Below are 20641 nucleotides of genomic sequence, written 5' to 3' on the forward strand. Positions count from 1 at the left end.
ATGTTACCCGAACTGAACGATGAGGAGATGCTGCGCTACAATCGCCAGATTGTGCTGCGCGGCTTCGACTTTGACGGCCAGGAGCGGCTCAAGGCATCGCGGGTACTGATTGTGGGGCTGGGCGGCCTCGGCTGTGCCGCCGCTCAGTATCTCGCTTCGGCCGGGGTGGGACATCTGACGCTGCTCGATTTTGACCAGGTGTCAGAGTCTAATTTGCAGCGCCAGGTGCTGCACGGCGAAGCGCAGGTCGGGATGGCGAAAGTGGACTCAGCGCGGGCACGCCTGAGCGCTATCAACTCACTGATCGGCATTGCGGCTATCAACGCGCGGCTGACAGATGCGCAGCTTGATAAGCAGATCGCCGACCATCATCTGGTGGTGGATTGCTGTGATAACGTGGAGACGCGCGAACAGCTCAACCATCTGTGCCATGCGCGAAAAATTACGCTGGTCTCCGGCGCGGCGATTCGAATGGAGGGCCAGGTCAGCGTCTTTAGCTGGGGCGATAACGAACCCTGTTACCGCTGTGTCAGCCGTCTGTTCGGTGCAGCAACGTTAAGCTGCGTTGAGGCCGGCGTCATGGCTCCGCTGGTGGGGGTAATCGGCTCACTACAGGCCATGGAGGCTATTCGCGCCCTGACCCACTACGGCAAACCGGTGGCGGGCAAACTTCTTCTCTACGATGCGATGACTTTTCAGTTCCGCAGTATGACGCTGACTCAGGATCCTGCATGTGAAGTGTGCGGCATTGCCAACCAGCACTATAGTTAAGCTGTTGCCTGGATGCATAAAGGATTGATTAGCACATGATTGATGAAGACAGTGCGATAAATGAGAGCGAAAAGTCATCACTGCGTCAGCTGATGATTATTTTCCTGCTGGTCATTGTGACCGCCGTTATTGCCATTAACGGCTGGATTGTCTGGAGTTCATGGAACCGCATGATCTCCACCTCACAGATCGATGCCCGTAATCTTTCCCAGTCATTGTCGAGGCAGGCTGAAGACTCTTTCTTACAGGTTGATCTGACCTTACAGGATCTGCGCGATCGCATCTCCCTGATCGGTGAACGCGACGATCAAAGCGAATACCTGCATGAAATACTGACCAATCGTAAAGCCAGCCTGCCACAGCTGCACGGCCTGTTTATCTTTGATGCCAAAGGTAACTGGGTGGTCACTTCCGCCGGAAATGTTCCGAAACGCGCCAATAACGCCGATCGCGAATATTTTAACTATCATCAACAGCACAGCGGCAGTCAGGTTCATATTGGTAACGTTATTCGTAGCAGAAGCAGCGGAGAGCTTATTATTCCCGTCTCTATGCGCCTTGATAACTACGACGGCTCCTTTCGCGGTGTACTGCTTGCCACAATACGTCTCGATTTCTTCAAACAGATTTACAGCTATTACAACCTTGGTGAGCGCGATGTGCTGGCGCTGATGCTAAAAGACGGCACTATTCTTTACGTACGCCCGTTCTCGGATAGCACGATAAATCGTAACTTGTCCGATAGCCCGCTGTTTACCAACCTGTTGAAGAATGCCTCCAGCGGTACAGCAATCTATAAGTCTGCGCTGGATGGTATTGAGCGGGTGTTTGGCTACGCCAGCCTGAAGCGTTACCCGCTGGTGGTTGCCGCCGGCTACGATAAACAGCAATTGCTGGAGGCGTGGTTCTCCGATATCAGCATCTATATCACGCTCTGTACCATGCTGCTGCTGGTGATCTTCCTGCTGGGCTTCCTGGTGCTGCGCCATATCTCCCTCAATCTGAGAAACCAGCGCGAGCTGACAGAGGTGCGCGATCGCCTGACCTCAATGAACCGTACGCTGCAAACCCTGGCGCTGGTGGACGGTCTGACCGGATTGGCGAACCGTCGGCAGTTTGATCTCTATCTGCAACGCAGTGCAGAACGGTCGGCCAAGCTGCGCACTCCGCTAGCCCTGCTGATGATCGATGTCGATAATTTTAAACTGTTTAATGATACCTACGGACACCTGGCAGGTGATGAGTGCCTGAAGCTGGTCGGCGACACGCTGGCACACCTGCCACGCCGGCCTGAAGATCTGGTAGCGCGTTACGGCGGTGAAGAGTTTGCGGTTGTGATGCCGGGAGCCGATAGCGCTGCTGCACGGCGTTTTGCCCATCAGGCTGTTGCCGCCATCGCCGATCTCGCCATTCCCCATAAAAAGGCAGCCCAGACGGGGTACATTGTGACAATAAGCGTTGGGATGCATGTGATAAACGCCGAACGTAACGTTGACGTCAGTCTGGCACTGATTTTTGAGGCAGATAAAGCACTATATACAGCGAAGAAAGCGGGGAAAAACCGGGTGGAGGAGGTTAAAGCGGGCTGACCATAGCTACGGCCAGCCCGAATCTTGCAACCTTAAACGATGCCCTGGCTACGCAGGTAATCTTCGTAGTCGCCGGTAAAGTCGTTGATTTTGCCCGGTGACATCTCAATCACACGGGTTGCCAGCGAGCTGACGAATTCACGGTCGTGAGAAACGAAGATCAGCGTTCCTTCGTACATCTCCAGCGCCATATTCAGCGCTTCGATGGATTCCATATCAAGGTGGTTGGTTGGCTCATCCATGATCAGCACGTTAGGCTTCTGCATCATCAGCTTACCAAACAGCATACGGCCCTTTTCACCACCGGACAGCACCTTCGCAGGCTTTTTGATATCGTCCTGAGTGAACAGCAGGCGACCCAGAATACCGCGTACGGCCTGCTCGTCATCACCATCCTGCTTCCACTGGCTCATCCAGTCAAACACGCTGAGGTCTTCGGTAAAGTCGTGGGCATGATCCTGAGCATAATAACCAATCTGTGCGTTTTCAGACCATTTAACCGTACCGTTATCCGGCAGCAGTTCGCCTACCAGCGTTTTCAGCAGCGTGGTTTTACCAATACCGTTCGGGCCGAGAATCGCCAGCTTTTCGCCCACTTCAAGCAGCATATTGACGTTTTTGAACAGCGGGCCGTTGTCGAAACCTTTGGTGACGGCTTCCAGCGTCAGCGCGTTACGGAACAGCTTCTTATCCTGTTCGAAACGGATAAACGGGTTCTGACGGCTGGAGGCTTTCACTTCGTCCAGTTTGATCTTATCAATCTGTTTAGCGCGTGAAGTCGCCTGACGAGATTTAGAGGCGTTAGCACTGAAGCGGCTGACAAAGGATTGCAGTTCGTTGATCTGCGCCTTTTTCTTGGCGTTATCTGACAGCAGACGCTCGCGGGCCTGGGTAGCCGCCGTCATATATTCGTCGTAGTTGCCCGGATAGACGCGCAGTTCACCGTAATCCAGATCCGCCATATGCGTACACACCATATTCAGGAAGTGACGGTCATGCGAAATGATAATCATGGTGCTGTTACGCTCGTTCAGCACCTGCTCCAGCCAGCGAATAGTATCGATGTCCAGGTTGTTCGTTGGTTCGTCAAGCAGCAGGATTTCAGGGTTAGAGAACAGCGCCTGTGCCAGCAGCACACGCAGTTTCCAGCCGGGAGCGACTTCGCTCATCGGGCCGTAATGTTGCTCCAGCGGAATACCCACGCCCAGCAGCAGTTCACCGGCACGCGCTTCCGCGGTATACCCGTCCATCTCGCCATACTTCACTTCGAGATCGGCGACTTTGTAGCCGTCTTCTTCGCTCATTTCCGGCAGCGCATAGATCGCGTCGCGCTCTTCCTTCACTGCCCACAGCTCACCATGGCCCATGATGACGGTATCCAGAACGGAATACTCCTCAAAGGCGAACTGATCCTGGCGCAATTTACCCAGGCGCTCGTTCGGATCGAGAGCAACGTTGCCGCCTGAAGGCACCAGGTCGCCGCCCAGAATTTTCATAAAGGTGGATTTGCCGCTGCCGTTGGCGCCGATCAGGCCATAGCGGTTGCCGCCGCCAAATTTGACAGAGATATTTTCGAACAGCGGCTTACTGCCAAACTGCATGGTGACGTTGCTGGAAACTAGCACAGAGATGACCTTTCGTTTGCGATGTGATTATGTGAGTCAGCGCGCATTATGCCAAAAAAAAGGCGCGGGGCATACAGTGGTCTGGCAGGGGGAATAATGGCGAGGAGAGAATATTCAGGCCGGGAGACCCCTACGGTGGCGAGCAGCATCGGGAATGCAAGGGAAATAAGGAGTTTTGCCATGGTGATTACTGTGGCCTCTCATCAACCTGGTCAGTGAGTACAGAGCGATAAATCATTATTGAGCCAATAAAAACACACTCTGGTGATCCGTATAGCAAAAAAAATCCGAGAATGTTTCATCTTAAATGAAATACCAACCCTTTATTTCATTTTAAATTAGAAAGGATGACAGAAGGGCAACAGGAGCATACCCAGAGATGCTGATTGCTTAATTTGAAAAACATATATATTTCAGGTTATTAATTCAATAATAACTAGCTTTCACCGCATAATATTAATCTATCATCACGATACTTCTGCGTAGCTATAGTTGGCAGATTTCAAAGCTATATACAGGAAGTAAATGGCTTTCTGGTATTAGTTACTCACAGAAGACTCTCAATTCTTTCTTTTTATGAGAGAAATGTTTTTTGCTAATAAAAAAAGCGCGGCAATCTGGTGAAAGCCGCGCCCTGCCATTTAAGATGATTCTTACCCTGGATTTTCTGCCGGGCCAAATACCGCATATTCCGGCAGCGCCACGTTTTGCCACCCTTCCCAGCCGCCACCGAGCGCTTTATACAGAGCGACCAGATCAAGGCTGCTCTGTACCCGCGCCTGTTCCGCCTGCTGCTGCGCCTGTGCCAGCTGGCGCTGGGCGTCCAGCGCCTCGATAAAGGTCGACAATCCCTGACGATAGCTGTCACTGGCGAGATTAAAGGTACTTTGTAAGGCCGCTACCGTATCATCCAGCCCTTCAACCTGCTGCTGGTCACTACGATAGCTGACCAGTGCATTTTCCACATCCTGTAACGCTGTCAGCACCGTCTGACGATAGCCCAGCGCGGCACTTGCCTGCTGCGCCCGTGCCAGTTTCACACTGGAAACCAATCTTCCCCCCTGGAAAACAGGGATGGTGACCGACGGCCCGAAACTGTAGAAATGGCTGCTCCAGTTATCGAGATAGCTGGCATCGCTGTTGCGCATGCCAAACTGCCCGGTAAGCGACAGGCTGGGAAAGAGCTGCGCTACGGAAACGCCGATATTGGCGGTTGCGGCGTGCAGGCTGGCTTCAGCTTCACGTACGTCAGGGCGACGGCGCGCCAGTTCAGAGGGCACCCCCACCGGCACCGCTTTGGGCAGCGCGGGCAGCGGTTTGGCAGCCATCAGCTCGGCATCCAGCGCGCCGGGCACTCTGCCGGTCAACACAGCCAGGCCGTTCATCGCCTGATGAATCTGTGCCTGATACTGCGGCAACTGAGCGCGCAGTGAGTTGACCTGCGCCCGCGCATTTTCAACGTTGGTCTGTGGTGCCAGCCCGTTGCGCTGCTGGCTCTGGGTCAATTCCAGCGTCTGCTGCGCGACGTCAATCTGCGTCTGCAAAGTCTGAGTAATCGCCTGTGCTCCGCGCAGTTGCAGGTAAGCTCTGGCAACTTCTGCTTCCAGCGATACCAGCGCATCATTACGACTTTCCACCGACTGCTGCTGGCGCGCTCCGGCTACTTCAACTTCACGCCGCACCTTGCCCCACAGATCCAGCTCCCAGGAGGCATCAAAGCTACCCTGATACAGGCCGACCGGTTTGGTCAGGCTATCGAGCGCCGGGCGCAGGTCAGTCTCGCTGCCCACCTGTTCAAGCTGATCATAGACACCTTCAGACTCCAGCTCGCCTTTGATACCCAGCTGCTGGCGTGTAAACCGCGCATTACCGCTGACCGACGGTGCCCATGCCCCCCGCGCCTGATTGAGCTGCTGGCGTGCTCCGGCAATACGCAGCACCGCCTGTTGCAGTGACAGATTGCCCTGAATCGCCCGCACGATAAGGCTGTCAAGCTGTGGATCGTTAAACGATTTCCACCAGTCTGGATTGGTTGCTGCCGCCAGCGGTGCCGATCCAGCGTCCGGCTGCATGCTGTTAAAATGTGCCGGAGTGGCAGGCTTCGGGGCCTGATAATCCGGGCCAACGGCACAGGCACTCAGCGTCAGTGCTGCCGCCACCAGTACGCCACTGCGCGAACGCAAAAAGGAAGAGGGAACGTTCATGTCAGTGTGCTCCTGCACTGCCCTGGCTCTTGATTGGCGCCAGTAGCAGACAAAATGGAATAAGAACCAGGGCAAGGATGCTGAGGCCCATAAATACATCGATATAGGCGAGGAAGCGCGCCTGCACGATCATCTGTTTATACAGCTGGCCGGTCGCCAGCGTCACCGGATCACCCGCCATATGCACAAAGTCCCGGATACCCTGCGCCCAGCGCTCCACGGTCAGATTGAACGGCTCGTTCAGCGGTGTCATGTTATGCACCATCTGCGCGCTGCGCGCCTGGGAACGCTCGGTGATCATGGCAGTAGAGAGCGAAATACCAATCGAACCAGCGACGTTGCGGAACATGGTAAACAACGCCGAGGCATCGGCATTAAGCCGCTGGGGAATGGTGACAAAGGCGATGGTAGTGAGCGGCACGAACAGGAACCCAAGGCCAATGGTCTGGAAGCTGCGCATTAACACCAGTGAGGCAAAGTCGATATCCGGCGTCAGCCGCGACGAGTAGATAAACGACACTCCAAGCAGCATAAAGCCGAAGGCGATGAGCAGGCGCGTCTGCACGATCGGCATCAGTTTCAGCACCAGCGGGATCGACAGCACAATCAGCACGGCCCCGGGCGACAGCACCAGTCCGGAGAGGGTGGCGGTGTAGCCCAAATCCTGCTGTGCCAGCTGAGGGATGACTACCGAACTGCCGTAAAGTATCGCCGCCATTCCCGCCATCAGCAGACAGGCCACGGCAAAGTTACGGTCTTTCAGCACGTGCAGATCGACCACCGGTTTCTTAGCATACAGCAGCCAGTAAATTGCCCCGACAATACCCGTCAGCGCCAGCAGACCGAAGGTGACAATAAAGCCTGACTGGAACCAGTCCTCATCTTCACCGCGATCCATCATCACCTGCAAACAGCCGAGCCCGAGAGTAATCAGGCTGATGCCGATATAGTCGATGCTCAGTTTGCCCTTAGCCCATTTACGCTCCCACGGCGGATCTTCCAGCAGCTGATAAATCGCCAGCACGCTGAGGATCCCTACCGGGATATTAATAAAGAATACCCAGCGCCAGCTGTAGTTATCGGTGATCCAGCCACCCAGCGTCGGACCAAGTACCGGAGCTACGATCACCGCGATTGACGACAGCCCGAAAGCCTTACCGCGATCTTCCGCTTTAAAATAGTCCAACAGCACCGACTGCTGTACCGGCTGCAAACCGCCGCCGAAGAAGCCCTGTAGCACACGGAACAGAATGATCTGCCACAGCTCAGTGGCAATGCCGCACAGAAACGAACAGACGGTAAACATCACAATGCAGATCAGGAAAAACTGTTTGCGCCCCAGCAGACGGCTGAGAAAGGCGGAGATGGGCAGTACGATACCGTTAGCTACCAGATAGGAGGTCAGCACCCAGGTGGATTCGTCGTAGCTGGCCGAGAGCGAGCCTGCCACATGCGGCAGGGCCACGTTAACGATGGTGGTGTCGAGGATCTCCATAAACACCGCCAGCGTGACGGTCATGGCGACCAGCCACGGATTACTGGCTGGCTTCCAGCTCTGGCCGGAACTCATTCCAGCGTGACCTTAGGTTCAACGGACAGGCCAATCGGCAGCGGGCGGTTCGGATCCAGCCCTTTATCAATCACGATTTTGACCGGCACACGCTGGACGATTTTCACATAGTTACCGGTGGCATTCTCTGAAGGGAAGGTAGAAAAGCGTGATCCGCTGCCCATCTGCACGCTGTCTACATGCCCTTCCAGCTTCATATCCGGCCAGGCATCAACGCCAATTTCCACTCTGTCGCCCGGTTTCATCCGTGCCAGCTGCGACTCTTTGAAGTTCGCCACGATCCATACGTCCGGCGAAACCAGTGAAAACAGCGACGATCCGGCCTGCACCAGGGTCCCCACCTGCACATTGCGTTTGGTGACAAAACCATCGTATGGAGCACGCACCTCGGTATAGGATAAATTCAGGTTAGCGGTGTTGAGCTGCGCCTGAGCCTGTTGCACCTGACTTTGACGTGCTTCTACGTTGGTTTCCTGCTGACGAATTTGTAATGCCACCTGCGAGGCTACTTCGACCTGTGCCTGTGCATTGGCCAGCTCCGCCCGGGCACTGCGCAGCTGCGCGTTTGCTGCATCAATATTACGTTGTGAGGTCGCTCGCGGGTCAACGCCACGCTGACGCTTATCGTCAGCCTGAGCATTAAGATAGTTTGCCTGCGCCCGGGCTAACTGCGCCAGTGCCTGATCTTTCTGCGCCGGGTACTGCACTCGCGCCAGTTCTAACTGGGCCTGGGCCTGATGCAGCTGGGCCTGAGCCAGACCAAGCTGCGCCTGCGCCTGATCGCGCTGGGCAGCCGTATCACGCGGATCAATTACCACCAGCAGGTCGCCCTTCTTCACCCGCTGGTTATCTTTGACACGTAGCTCAGTGACATAACCAGAGGCTTTCGGCGCAATAGTCACGGCGTCTGCTTCAGTAAAAGCATCGTCAGTGGTTTCGATATTGCGTGTAGTCAGCCAGAACCACAGCGCCACAATCAGCATTACGAGCACAACAATGGCCAGTATTATGAGAGGCTTTTTACCAGGGCGCTTGCGGGGAGTTTCTTCATCTTGTGAAGCATCATGCTGATGCAGATTTTCATCATCGGGTGCAGAGGGTGTTTGATTAGCCATAATATCCATCTGTAAAAGGCTGCCCCTGCAGGAGGGGCGCAATAATTCAGTCTGGTTTAAACATAGGGCCTAAATTGACAAATGCCAGGGTTTACTGACAAAACCGGAATTGCCTGAGGTCAGGCCGCATAAATAAACAAAAACAGCGCCCATCCACTGATCAGGGCCCAGAGTAACATCGGCAGCGAATAGAGATGGAAGTGCCACCAGATAGCGCGATCTTTTGCCATCCGCAGCGCAATCAGGTTCGCCAGCGAGCCGGGCAACAGTCCAAAACCACCGATATTTACTGCCCATGCCAGCAGCACCGATGGCGGCAGGCTGCTCAACAGCAAAATGGTCGCCGGGACGTTACTGATCACCTGCGATAGCCCTGCCGCAAGCAGAAACTGCCCACCCGCGGGTAGCTGCTCTGCCAGATGCAGGGAGGACTGAATGAGCGGCAGTCTGGTTAGCAGGAACACATCAACGAACATCGCGATAAAGACTACCAGCAGGCTCCAGTCGATGCTTAACAGGATGCGGCGTGCCAGAATCAGGAAAGTGACGAACACCAGCAGCAGCCCCCATATCGCGAGGTTCATCTCCAGCGCCGTGATAAACAGCAGATAGAGCAGCGCACTGGCAAACAGCAGGCGGTGCTCCCATGGGGGCGTCTGCTGCGTCTCATGCTGCTCAATTTTCTTTGCACGAAAGCAGCAGGCTGTCAGCAGCAGCAGGCTGACAACCAGCCAGGCGGCGAGCGGAAGCATCTGCCAGATAAAACCAACAAAGCCCGCGTCACCGTGACGCCACAGCAGAATATTTTGCGGGTTGCCGATCGGCGTCAGCAGCGAACCGGCATTGACTGCCAGCGCTTCAAAAATAATTAATCTCGCGATGGGCAGCGCGGAATATTTACGTAGCGAGAGCGTCAGCGGCACCAGAATAAACAGCGCAACATCATTGGTCAGAAAGGTCGAGAGCAGTGCCGCAGCGGCAACCAGAAACAGCGCTAACTGACGCTGATGGCGAAATCCCTGCACCAGGCGGCGTCCGAGCACATCAAAATAGCCGCTGGCTTCAATGCCTTTGGTCAGCATCAGCAGGCCGCAGAGTGTGATAATAGTCGGCCAGTCAACCGCGCCGGGCAAGTCCGCCAGCCGGAACGGAACAAAGCAGGCCAGTATCAGCCCCAGAATAACCAACAGATGCAAAAAACGATCGTGCAAAAAAGGTCTGAGCAGAGAGGTCATACTGGCGCGCCATATTAATTCCCTTTATCGCTGACGCTATACTGTTTGACCGCTTCACCTTCGCTTTTAGGGCAAAGTTGTTCAGAGCCACAGCAGATAACGTCAGTGAGTGGAGGAGTGGAGTTGATTAACGACTTTCGCTAAATTTTCTGAAGATCAACAGCGTTTCATCGCTGACGTGATGTTCAATGCCTTCGGCATCGCGGCGCGCGGTATCCGGGCTGATACCCAGTGCCAGCAGGAAGGACTCAACAATGTGGTGACGTTCCCGGCTCTCTTCTGCCAGGGTTTCCCCTTCTGGCGTCAGAAATACGCCACGGTAAGGCACCTGCTCAACCAGCCCGCCAGTAGCGAGACGTTTCAGCATTTTAGCCACGGTTGGCTGCGATACTCCCAGTCGGGCGGCCATATCTACCTGACGGGCCTCGCCAAACTCGCGGATAAGATCGGAGATCAGCTCTACATAGTCATCGATTAATTCACGACGGTGCGCCTCACGTACCTGGCGGAAGCCCTCGACATGCTCTTCAATATCTTTCAGTGGCGCGGGCACTGCAACTTTTGCGCGACGACTCATTAAACTTCCTCTTCTTTTCAACCGATGGAGTATATACCTAAACGTCTTGATGACGGGTAAACGGCCGCACCGATCTGTTGTGTGCCACATTGTAAACGAACCGCAGGCCAGCACAAAATTTAGCGTATTAGCTATGGCTATAAGATATAGCCTGTGCTATACCTGATGATAATTCGTTCATATCCTGATTGACCGGAGGAGCATCAGATGAAACTCCCACTGTTATTAAGATTATTTTGCCGCTCACCGTTTACACTCCGGCTGATGCTGCTGGAAATGCTGCTTAATCCGAAGCCTGCACGGCAGGCTTCTTAAGCCGCTGATACCCCGTCGAAACTATTTTGTTTGTTACTTCACAGAACTTATTGATATTGCTGGTTGCCTTTCAGTAAAACAGCGATTATCGTGCCAGCCTTTCGTAAAGAGTGCAGGCCGATTGGGCTTCATCCCTCCCCATCCCCCATGATCTTACGAGTTGTATCGGGCAGTTTGCCACTTCAGCGTCGAACTGAATGGCCGCTATAAGCTTTCCCTAATAAGAACCAATAATGAATCTGACACTAATTAAAACTGCTACAGCAGGCCGCTACCGTGCCTGGGTTAGCCCGTATGTTGGGCTGTATTTGTTGTTATCCGTCCTGATTAACCTGTCCTTCGGCTATCCGTTAAGCGGTTTGTACAGCCTTGCGTTCACGGCGCTGCTCATGCTGCTGGCGGCGGTGGCCCCAAAAACGCAGAAAGTGTTGATAGCCGTCGCCGCGTTAATTGCGGGATTTTATTATCCTTTTGGTCAGGTCTACGGCGCGCCCAACTTTAATACCTTGCTGGCGCTGCATGCGACCAACGTGGAAGAAGCCAGCGAGATACTGCTGATCTTCCCGCTGCACGACTACTTTATCGGCTTGGCAATTCTGGCGGTGGGTGTGGTGGCGTTAAAGCGCAAACCGCTGCCAAAACAGAAGTGGGGGCATGCGGAAAGCGCCTGTCTGGCTTTTGTGCTGGTTGCATGGGTGACGCAGCCGGTGATGAACCAGCTTACCGGTGGCGTGTTTAATCTGAAGGACACGGGCTTCCCGCTGGCGCGATTTGTCAAAGATACGGTGGAGAGCAAGCTGTCGGTGGATAACGAGATCGACCGCATGAGTCAGCTGGCTACGCTGAAAGATGACTGGCATGTAATTGGTGTTAAACCACAGCAGCAGATTTACGTGGTGGTGATTGGAGAAAGCGCACGTCGTGATGCGCTGGGCGCTTTTGGCGGACGCTGGGATAATACGCCGTTTGCCAGCCAGCTTAACGGGCAATTTTTTACCCGCTACACGTCGGCAGCATCTTCCACCCAGAAATCACTGGGTTTAACGCTCAACCAGGTGGTAGACGGTAAGCCAGAGTATCAGAACAACATTGTTACCCTCGCTAATCGCGCCGGTTTTGATACCTGGTGGTTATCGAATCAGGGCCAGATTGGTCAGTATGATACGCCGATTGCCAGCATTGCGCGCCGGGCCAAAAATGTACATTTTCTTAAAAGTGGCGACTTCGAAGCAGACAAAAGTACCCGTGATGAAGACCTGCTGAGTTATACCCCTGAGGCGCTGGCACGCCCGGTAGATCGCCCACGCCTGTTGATCTATCACCTTGTGGGTTCACACCCTAAGGCCTGCGATCGTACCCGTGGCCGCTTTGTTGAGCGCCTGAACTCACTGGAAACGTCCTGCTATCTCTACAGCATTACGCAGACCGATGGTTTCCTGCAACAGCTCTGGCAGCAGTTACACAGTAGCGGTTTAACCTTCTCGATGATCTATTTTTCCGATCACGGGCTGGCCTTTAAAGAGAAAGGGACGCGCAACGAATATCTGGCCCATGATGATAAGTATCGTCAGAATTTCGAAGTGCCAATGTTTATCAGTTCAAGCCAGGACAACCGCCATCAGGTCATTGATACGCCGCGCTCCGCCAATGACTTTATGGCGCTGTTTTCGCAGTGGACAGGAATTCAGACACAGGAGATTAAACCGGGCTATCGCTTTGTATCGCGGGAGAAAGCTCCGCCGATTGAGGTGACCAACTTTGCTCTGAAGCGCCTGCCCTTCAGTCAACTACAGCAGGATCCCTTCGGTAAATAATTTTCAGACAAAAAAAATCCGCCCCGAAGGGCGGATTCTTCAACGTGAGTCCGGAATACGGACTTGCGGTTAACAACTTAGAAGCTGTAACCTACGCCAGCAGTCCAGGTGCCAACGTCAACGTTGCGGATACGGCTCTGCTCGTAACCCACGTCCAGAGCAATGTTCTGGATTGGGTTAAACTGCATGCCAGCACCGTAGGAGAAACCTACGTCGCTTGAATCATATTTTTCACGGTTTGGTTCGTTGTACTGGTATTTGCCATAGCCGATACCCACAACACCGTAGATGCTTGCCCAGTCATTCAGACGGTAAGCTGGACCACCAGTAACGCCATAGTACTGGCCCTTGATGTAGTCGCCTGCATCGGTACGATCTTTCTCAGTGTAAGTGAAAGAGCCGATCCAACCCAGTGCATCGCTACCGTTCTCGTAACGGTACTTCAGGTTGAAACCGTTAGCTTTGTTAGCTACGCCCTGATAGTCGCTCTGAGCGTAACCAGCGGAAACGGTGCTCTGTGCCATTGCTGAACCAGCAGATACTGCCAGTACGCAAGCTAATGCTGAAAGACATGCAATTTTTTTCATAACCACCTCAAATGTGAAAGTACTACTCTCCTGACAACGCTGAAAATATAACAAAAATCAGCAAGAAACTCTGCCCCGATTTTGTTGTCTAACAGAATGTTTGGTGTAACAGAAAGTTAATGATGCTTTCTATGTCATTCATTCTACTTATATTTGTTGTTTTCTTCTGCCTTCTATTTTATCTGTAAAAAAACCGTCATTAAGATAATTCCTAATAAAACCTGACAGTTCTTTACTGAATTGGATCTGTTTTTTGCCGATCTGCCAGATTTTTTTTCACTTTTTTTCTCTCATTACTGGGTTTAGCACCACCTTCCAGTACACTGTCACAGTAAGATTTCCCCCCCGAACGGATCAACAAAGGCTGGATTACAGGATGTCTTCTTCACACGTAAAAAACGCTATCTGGCTACCAGTGCTGGTGCTTCTTATCGCCATGACCTCAATCCAGGGCGGCGCAGCTTTAGCAAAAACGCTGTTTCCTACCGTGGGTGCTCCTGGTATCACCGCTCTGCGTCTTGGTTTAGGAACCATCATCCTTTGCGCTATTTTTAAACCCTGGCGTTTGCGTTTTCAGCGCAACCAGATATTGCCACTGGTGATTTATGGTCTGGCGCTGGGAGGGATGAATTACTCATTTTATCTGTCCATACGCACTGTGCCGCTGGGTATCGCCGTAGCGCTGGAGTTCACCGGTCCGCTGGTGCTGGCCCTGGCCGGTTCACGGCGTCCGCTCGATTTTCTCTGGGTAGGGCTGGCAGTACTTGGGCTTTATTTCCTGCTGCCTGTCGGGCACAGCATCGACAGCGTTGATCCGCTTGGCGCACTCTATGCACTCACGGCGGGGGCGCTGTGGGCAGTGTATATTATTACCGGCAAACGGGCAGGCAGCGAGCACGGCCCGGCGACCGCAGCGGCTGGTTCACTGATTGGCGCACTGGTATTCGTTCCACTGGGGCTGGTTTACGCCAACCCCGGGGTCTGGAGCCTGTCTCTTATTCCTGTTGGTCTCGCGATTGCGGTGCTCTCCAGCGCACTCCCCTACTCGCTGGAGATGGTGGCACTGACGCGCCTGCCCGCGCGCACCTTTGGTACGCTGATGAGTCTGGAACCGGCGATGGCTGCTATTTCCGGCATGCTGTTCCTGGGAGAAGTGCTGACGCTGCCGCAATGGCTGGCGCTGCTGGCAATTATCACGGCCTCGGCTGGCTCCACCATGACAATGCGTCCGGCTAAACAGGCGATTGATCCGGTGGGAGAAATTAAAGAGTAAATGGCACTGTTCTGCGGGAAGATAATTTCCCGCTGAAGAATAACGCTAAGGTTTTTATTTCGCAGACAGCTTTATGACAGTCAGGTTAATTAAACCCTGTTGAAACACTTTGATACTAATATCGCTTAAACCATCGCTGCACCCACAGCCGCATTAAATACCCATTTAAAATCATCAAGATAAAATCAAAAAACAAATGACAATCATTCGTATTTTTATTATTCCCTGCTCACCAATGCTTTTAATTTCATCAACAGATACGCGCTATTCCATCAATAGGTAGCAACTTTTCTGCAAGGTCAGAATGCGGTGCTATACTTAATCCCGTATTCAATTAGGACAACCTGACTATCAAGAGGATATTAATGATGAGTACCGCTAAACTGGTTAAAGCAAAATCTTCTGATCTGATTTACACCCGCAACGATGTGGCCGATGACGAGAAAAAAGCCACTATTGAGGTGCTTAATCGTCTGGTTATCGAATTTATCGACCTGTCGCTGATTACTAAACAGGCTCACTGGAACATGCGTGGCGCTAACTTTATTGGCGTACATGAGATGCTCGACGGTTTCCGTACAGCCATCACCGAGCACCAGGACACCATTGCAGAACGTGTTGTACAGCTGGGCGGCGTTGCGCTGGGTACCACTCAGATTGTGGCCGACAAGACTCCGCTGAAAAGCTATCCGCTGAATATTCACAGCGTGCAGGATCATCTGAAAGCACTGGCAGAACGTTATGCCATTGTTGCTAATGACACGCGTAAAGCCATCAGTGAAGTATCTGATGAAGATACCGCCGATATCTTTACCGCTGCATCACGCGATCTGGATAAATTCCTGTGGTTCATCGAGTCTAATATCGAATAAGTTCATAATGCTGTAATGCGATCATGCTCTCAGGCAGATGGTTATCCATCTGCCTTTTTTTTGCTAAAATGTTGCCAAAGTAAGCACTGTGTGACAATAAATTAATTCCCATCGATACTATCAGTTGTTTTTATCGCGTAATTTGCTAAAACTGCATCTGCACCACAATGAACACAGCGCACCATAGTGGGGCACCATAACAGTGCATCACTTTGAGCCTTGCCAGCCTGTTGAAGAAAAATCACTTTTAACCCGCTGTTTTTCATTGTTTTTGAAAAACTGGCACGATTCTTTCATAGGGCTGCGGGCATTTAATCGGGAAAGACCTTTCCCGAGAAGCGATAAGGATAAAATGATGAAGTCAATTTTTAAGGTTTCTCTTGCTGCGCTGACTTTGGCGTTTGCTATGTCTTCCACGGCTGCTGACAAAAAACTGGTTGTTGCTACCGATACCGCTTTCGTGCCATTTGAATTCAAACAGGGTGACAAATATGTCGGATTCGACGTTGACCTGTGGGATGCGATTGCTAAACAACTGAAAATGGAATACACCCTGAAGCCAATGGACTTCAGCGGCATTATTCCCGCCCTGCAAACCCGCAACGTTGACCTGGCCCTGGCCGGTATTACCATTACCCCTGAACGCCAGAAAGCTATCGACTTCTCTGACGGCTACTACAAAAGCGGCCTGTTGGTGATGGTAAAAGCTGGCAACGATGCGGTTAAAAGCATCAATGACCTCAACGGTAAAGTGGTGGCAGTGAAGAGCGGCACCGGATCTGTTGACTATGCTAAACAGCACATCAAGTTTAAAGATCTGCGTCAGTTCCCGAATATCGACAATGCCTATATGGAACTCGGCACCAACCGCGCTGATGCGGTTCTGCACGATACACCAAACATTCTTTACTTTATCCACACCGCAGGTAAAGGCCAGTTCAAAGCCGTAGGTGAATCTATCGAAGCCCAGCAGTACGGCATTGCCTTCCCTAAAGGCAGCGACGAGCTGCGTGAAAAAGTGAACGGCGCACTGAAAACTTTGCGTGAAAACGGCACTTATAACACCCTGTACAAGAAATGGTTCGGCAGCGAACCAAAATAATAAGAATATAAAGGTATGCCTTTAACGACAGGAGCGTTAAGCTCCTGCGTTTTTCCACATCAACAAAAATGGTATTAGATCCGGAGAATAAACATGCAGTTTGACTGGAGCGCCATCTGGCCTGCTATTCCAATCCTGCTTGAAGGCGCCAAAATGACCCTGTGGATTTCAGTCCTCGGTCTGCTTGGCGGCGTGATCATCGGTCTGGCGGCTGGCTTTGCCCGCGCCTACGGTGGCTGGCTTTCACGCAATATCGCGCTGGTTTTCATTGAACTGATCCGTGGTACCCCGATTGTGGTACAGGTGATGTTTATCTATTTTGCACTGCCAATGGCACTGCCCGATCTCAGGATCGACCCGTTCACTGCCGCAGTAGTGACCATCATGATTAACTCCGGTGCCTATATCGCTGAGATTACGCGTGGTGCGGTACTGTCGATTAACCGTGGCTTCCGTGAAGCCGGTCTGGCACTGGGCCTCTCCAGCCGTGAGACATTGCGCTACGTGATTATGCCGCTGGCGCTGCGCCGCATGCTGCCACCGCTGGGTAACCAGTGGATTGTCAGCATCAAGGACACCTCACTGTTTATCGTGATCGGCGTGGCAGAACTGACCCGTCAGGGGCAGGAGATTATTGCCGGTAACTTCCGCGCGCTGGAAATCTGGAGCGCCGTTGCCGTGATCTATCTGATTATTACGCTGGTGCTGAGTTTCGTTCTGCGTCGCCTTGAGAGAAGGATGAAAATCCTGTGATTGAATTTAAAAATGTTTCCAAGCACTTCGGTGCAACCCAGGTTCTGCATGATATCGACCTGAAAATCAACCAGGGCGAAGTGGTGGTGATTATCGGCCCGTCCGGCTCCGGTAAATCCACGCTGTTACGCTGCATCAATAAGCTGGAAGAGATCACCAGCGGCGAGCTGATCGTTGACGGAAAAAAAGTCAATGACCCGAAAGTAGACGACCGCCTGATCCGTCAGGAAGCGGGTATGGTGTTCCAGCAGTTCCATCTGTTTCCACAGATGAGCGCGCTGGATAACGTTGCCTTCGGCCCCATCCGCGTACGCGGGGCAAAGAAAGCCGAGGCACAGCGTCTGGCACGTGAACTGCTGGGCAAAGTGGGTTTAGCTGAACGCGCTAACCACTTCCCTTCCGAGCTGTCTGGTGGCCAGCAGCAGCGCGTAGCGATTGCCCGTGCGCTGGCGGTTAAACCGAAAATGATGCTGTTCGATGAACCTACCTCTGCACTGGATCCGGAACTGCGTCACGAAGTGCTGAAAGTCATGCAGGATCTGGCTGAAGAAGGGATGACAATGGTGATCGTCACTCACGAAGTAGGCTTTGCTCAGAAGGTTGCCTCGCGCCTGATCTTTATCGATAAAGGCCGTATTGCTGAAGATGGTAACCCTGACGAGTTGATCTCCAACCCGCCCAGCGCCCGTCTGCGTGAGTTCTTACAGCACGTGTCATAATCTTTCAGGGGCGGATGCATATTCGCCCCTGCTTTCATCTTTATCTCAAAATTTGCCGTTTCCCATTCTGACCTGACTGAAGGTTGATACTTCTGTGCTGTGCGCCATGACAGGAGACTTTGGTGCTGCGGGAATTGAAGCTGCGCACCAGACGATGCAGTAATACAGACAGGAACCTGTATTGACGGTGCCGCCAGCTTTGAATCGCTGGCAGCAGTGAAATAGTGCGTTTACTTATTCAGTAGTCTGGTGCGCTGTGGTTGCTCCATAAAGCTCCAGGCAACAAACCGGCTTTGCTTCTGCCCTTGCGCCATTTCCACGGTGCGCATGGCTGCCACATCGGCCTCTTCCAGCGCGCGCCACAGCTCGGGCAGGTGCTCCTTGCGTGAAACTAATGTTGTGAACCATACGCACTGACGTCCGAAGCTGGCGCTTTCGTCGATCATACGTTTGATAAATGCCACTTCCCCACCTTCACACCACAGCTCATCCTGCTGCCCGCCGAAGTTTAGCGGAGAGTGACGATCCAGCCCCAGATTGCGCAGCTTACGCTGGCTACCCTGGCGGGCATCGGCGGCGGATGCATGGAACGGCGGATTACACAGCACGGCCTGATACAGCTCGCTTTTGTGAATCACTCCGGTGAAAATCGCGTTAGTATCTTTCTGACGACGCAGGCGAATGGCGCGGTTAAGGCCGGGATTCCCGGCAATAATGGCATTAGCAGAGGCAAACGCCTGCTCGTTGACTTCACTACCGGTAAAGCGCCACTGGTATTCGCTATAGCCGATCAGCGGATAGATCAGGTTAGCGCCACAGCCGATATCCAGCACGTTAATTTCACGAGGTATCACGCGGCGGTTATCCTCCGCCAGCAGGTCAGCCAGGTGATGAATGTAGTCGGCACGCCCCGGCACTGGCGGGCAGAGGAAACCTTCCGGGATGTCCCAGTGGGCAATCTGATAAAAATGGCGCAGCAGCGCCTGGTTCAGCGCCTTTACCGCCTCAGGATTCGCAAAGTCTATGGACTCGCTGCCCCAGTTATTGACCGCCACAAAAGGTGCCAGGGGCGGATGGCTGGCAATCAGCGCAGCAAAATCATAGCGACCGCTATGGCGGTTACGTGGGTGAAGAACATTTTTTTCAGCAGGGGTTTTCATTGGCCACTCTCTTGTCAGCAGGCGCGTAAGATACCTGCTGTGGTAATAATGGTAAACCATCGGTGACGTTTTTCCGTCTCATCTTGTCTATTTTGGAGCTTGTATGTCCCGCACCCGTCATTTCTATCAGCCCAAAGAGGGCCACGGCCTGCCGCACGATCCGCTCAATGCGATTATTGGCCCACGTCCGATTGGCTGGATCAGTTCACAGAGTGCTGACGGGCAGCGCAATCTCGCGCCCTACAGTTTCTTTAACTGCTTCAATTACCGCCCGCCGATCATTGGTTTCGCCAGCAGCGGCTGGAAAGACAGTGTGGCAAATATTGTTGAAACCGGGGAATTTGTCTGGAACCTGGCCACTCGTTCGCTGGCGGTGCCGATGAATGAGAGTTCAGCGTCTCTTCCTCACGGTGAAGATGAATTTGCCTTTGCGGGGCTGACCGCCCTGCCCGCCAGCCTGGTGAACGTCAGCATGGTGGCCGAAAGCCCGGTTAATTTCGAATGTCGGCTCTCGCAGTGCATCCAGCTGCACACCGCCGATGGTGAGCAGATCCCCACCTGGCTGGTGCTGGGCGAAGTGGTGGCGATCCATATAGATCTGGATCTGCTGGTCGACGGCATCTATCAAACGGCTAAAGCAGAGCCGATCCTGCGGGCGGGTGGCCCCTCCGCCTATTATGGTATCAGCGAAGCGTTGCGATTTGATTTGGTCAGGCCTGATGCGCGCAATTAACGATTTTCTGTAGCTTTTTCCTCGCAGCCTCCCCCGCAGTGTGCTCCCTGCGGGCTTCTTTGCTATTATCCCCGGTTCAAAAACAATTTGTCATGGAGTGATTATGAAACGCATTGCTATCGATATGGATGAGGTTATCGCTGATTTTCATCCTAAGATGTTAGCGACCTGGAATGCTCATTTTTCACAGCAGCTGACGCTGGACGAGCTGAACCTGTTTAATCTGCATCAGGATGATCCGGATAAACTGGTAGAAATATTTGAACTGGTTGGTGACCCGACCTTCTTTGCCGATTTAGGGGTAATCGCCGACAGTCAGCGGGTCATTGCCCGGCTGAGTGAACATTATGAGATCTTTATTACCACCGCAGCGATGGAAGTACCGACCTCATTCAACGCCAAGTTCCAGTGGCTGAAACAACATTTCCCGGCAATCAAACCCAGTAACATCGTCTTCTGCGGCAACAAAAGTATCATTAACGCTGACTATATGATTGATGACAATGTGATTAACTTTGCCAATTTCTGCGGGGAAGGCATTCTCTATTCGGCCCCCCACAACCGCCATGTGACGGGCTACCGACGCGTGGAAAACTGGCAGGAAATAGAAACACTGCTGCTGTAATC

19 protein-coding genes are annotated in these 20641 nt (G+C 52.9%); 11 read left to right on the forward strand and 8 right to left on the reverse strand.

Annotated elements, in window-relative coordinates:
• Together moeB and GN242_RS13925 are read left to right on the forward strand one after the other, a co-directional pair.
• On the forward strand, window positions 1–771 hold the full coding sequence (moeB, locus tag GN242_RS13920; RefSeq protein WP_156287686.1) for a molybdopterin-synthase adenylyltransferase MoeB: 771 nt from the start codon (window positions 1–3) through the stop codon (window positions 769–771).
• A gap of 35 nt (window positions 772–806) precedes the next feature.
• Complete coding sequence (locus GN242_RS13925; RefSeq protein ID WP_230320672.1) at window positions 807–2360, forward strand: sensor domain-containing diguanylate cyclase; 1554 nt, start codon at window positions 807–809, stop codon at window positions 2358–2360.
• Window positions 2361–2392: 32 nt separating this feature from the next.
• Here GN242_RS13925 and GN242_RS13930 read toward each other — a convergent pair whose 3' ends face one another.
• From GN242_RS13930 to mntR, 6 genes are all read right to left on the reverse strand, one after another.
• Entirely contained in the window at window positions 2393–3985 is a 1593-nt protein-coding gene (locus GN242_RS13930) for an ABC-F family ATPase (RefSeq protein WP_156287687.1), read from the reverse strand.
• A 653-nt stretch (window positions 3986–4638) separates the two neighbouring features.
• Window positions 4639–6189: an efflux transporter outer membrane subunit gene (locus GN242_RS13935; RefSeq protein WP_156287688.1), complete on the reverse strand. Its 1551-nt coding sequence runs from the start codon at window positions 6187–6189 to the stop codon at window positions 4639–4641.
• A gap of 1 nt (window position 6190) precedes the next feature.
• Window positions 6191–7759 carry a DHA2 family efflux MFS transporter permease subunit gene (locus GN242_RS13940; protein WP_154751997.1) on the reverse strand — a complete coding sequence of 523 codons (1569 nt, stop codon included), beginning with the start codon at window positions 7757–7759 and terminating at the stop codon, window positions 6191–6193.
• Complete coding sequence (locus tag GN242_RS13945; RefSeq protein ID WP_156287689.1) at window positions 7756–8883, reverse strand: HlyD family secretion protein; 1128 nt, start codon at window positions 8881–8883, stop codon at window positions 7756–7758. Before GN242_RS13945 ends, GN242_RS13940 begins: the two co-directional genes overlap by 4 nt.
• Window positions 8884–8993: 110 nt before the next feature.
• Window positions 8994–10109 carry an SLC13 family permease gene (locus tag GN242_RS13950; RefSeq protein ID WP_154751999.1) on the reverse strand — a complete coding sequence of 372 codons (1116 nt, stop codon included), beginning with the start codon at window positions 10107–10109 and terminating at the stop codon, window positions 8994–8996.
• Between the two features lie 127 nt (window positions 10110–10236).
• Entirely contained in the window at window positions 10237–10686 is a 450-nt protein-coding gene (mntR, locus tag GN242_RS13955) for a manganese-binding transcriptional regulator MntR (RefSeq protein ID WP_154752000.1), read from the reverse strand.
• 207 nt (window positions 10687–10893) lie between these two features.
• Between mntR and GN242_RS22020 the strand changes: the two genes are divergently transcribed.
• Window positions 10894–11001 carry a hypothetical protein gene (locus tag GN242_RS22020; RefSeq protein WP_508610811.1) on the forward strand — a complete coding sequence of 36 codons (108 nt, stop codon included), beginning with the start codon at window positions 10894–10896 and terminating at the stop codon, window positions 10999–11001.
• Window positions 11002–11234: 233 nt separating this feature from the next.
• Window positions 11235–12815 (forward strand): phosphoethanolamine transferase, encoded by a 1581-nt coding sequence (locus GN242_RS13960; RefSeq protein WP_154752001.1) that lies wholly within the window; start codon window positions 11235–11237, stop codon window positions 12813–12815.
• A 77-nt stretch (window positions 12816–12892) separates the two neighbouring features.
• On the opposite strand, the gene ompX is transcribed toward GN242_RS13960, so the two are convergent.
• Window positions 12893–13402 (reverse strand): outer membrane protein OmpX, encoded by a 510-nt coding sequence (gene ompX / locus GN242_RS13965; RefSeq protein WP_154752002.1) that lies wholly within the window; start codon window positions 13400–13402, stop codon window positions 12893–12895.
• A 376-nt stretch (window positions 13403–13778) separates the two neighbouring features.
• Here ompX and rhtA point away from each other — a divergent pair, with 376 nt between their 5' ends.
• The 5 genes from rhtA to glnQ all read left to right on the forward strand — a co-directional run bounded on the left by rhtA (window position 13779) and on the right by glnQ (window position 18121).
• Window positions 13779–14675 (forward strand): threonine/homoserine exporter RhtA, encoded by an 897-nt coding sequence (gene rhtA, locus GN242_RS13970; RefSeq protein WP_154752003.1) that lies wholly within the window; start codon window positions 13779–13781, stop codon window positions 14673–14675.
• Between the two features lie 368 nt (window positions 14676–15043).
• Entirely contained in the window at window positions 15044–15547 is a 504-nt protein-coding gene (gene dps / locus GN242_RS13975; RefSeq protein WP_154752526.1) for a DNA starvation/stationary phase protection protein Dps, read from the forward strand.
• A 355-nt stretch (window positions 15548–15902) separates the two neighbouring features.
• On the forward strand, window positions 15903–16649 hold the full coding sequence (gene glnH / locus GN242_RS13980; protein ID WP_154752527.1) for a glutamine ABC transporter substrate-binding protein GlnH: 747 nt from the start codon (window positions 15903–15905) through the stop codon (window positions 16647–16649).
• A 93-nt stretch (window positions 16650–16742) separates the two neighbouring features.
• Window positions 16743–17402 carry a glutamine ABC transporter permease GlnP gene (gene glnP, locus GN242_RS13985; RefSeq protein WP_154752004.1) on the forward strand — a complete coding sequence of 220 codons (660 nt, stop codon included), beginning with the start codon at window positions 16743–16745 and terminating at the stop codon, window positions 17400–17402.
• On the forward strand, window positions 17399–18121 hold the full coding sequence (gene glnQ, locus GN242_RS13990; RefSeq protein WP_156287690.1) for a glutamine ABC transporter ATP-binding protein GlnQ: 723 nt from the start codon (window positions 17399–17401) through the stop codon (window positions 18119–18121). Before glnP ends, glnQ begins: the two co-directional genes overlap by 4 nt.
• A 230-nt stretch (window positions 18122–18351) precedes the next feature.
• On the opposite strand, the gene rlmF is transcribed toward glnQ, so the two are convergent.
• Window positions 18352–19281 (reverse strand): 23S rRNA (adenine(1618)-N(6))-methyltransferase RlmF, encoded by a 930-nt coding sequence (gene rlmF, locus GN242_RS13995; RefSeq protein ID WP_154752005.1) that lies wholly within the window; start codon window positions 19279–19281, stop codon window positions 18352–18354.
• A 103-nt stretch (window positions 19282–19384) separates the two neighbouring features.
• On the opposite strand from rlmF, the gene GN242_RS14000 reads away from it, so the two are divergent.
• Together GN242_RS14000 and GN242_RS14005 are read left to right on the forward strand one after the other, a co-directional pair.
• The gene (locus GN242_RS14000) at window positions 19385–20014 is read left to right on the forward strand and encodes a flavin reductase family protein (protein ID WP_156287691.1); all 630 of its coding nucleotides are present in this window, start codon (window positions 19385–19387) and stop codon (window positions 20012–20014) included.
• A gap of 103 nt (window positions 20015–20117) precedes the next feature.
• A complete protein-coding gene (locus GN242_RS14005) occupies window positions 20118–20639 on the forward strand; it encodes a 5' nucleotidase, NT5C type (RefSeq protein WP_154752007.1) in 522 nt (173 codons plus the stop codon).
• Window positions 20640–20641 lie beyond the last annotated feature (2 nt).

Source organism: Erwinia sorbitola, assembly GCF_009738185.1.
Taxonomy (GTDB): Bacteria; Pseudomonadota; Gammaproteobacteria; order Enterobacterales; family Enterobacteriaceae; genus Erwinia; species Erwinia sorbitola.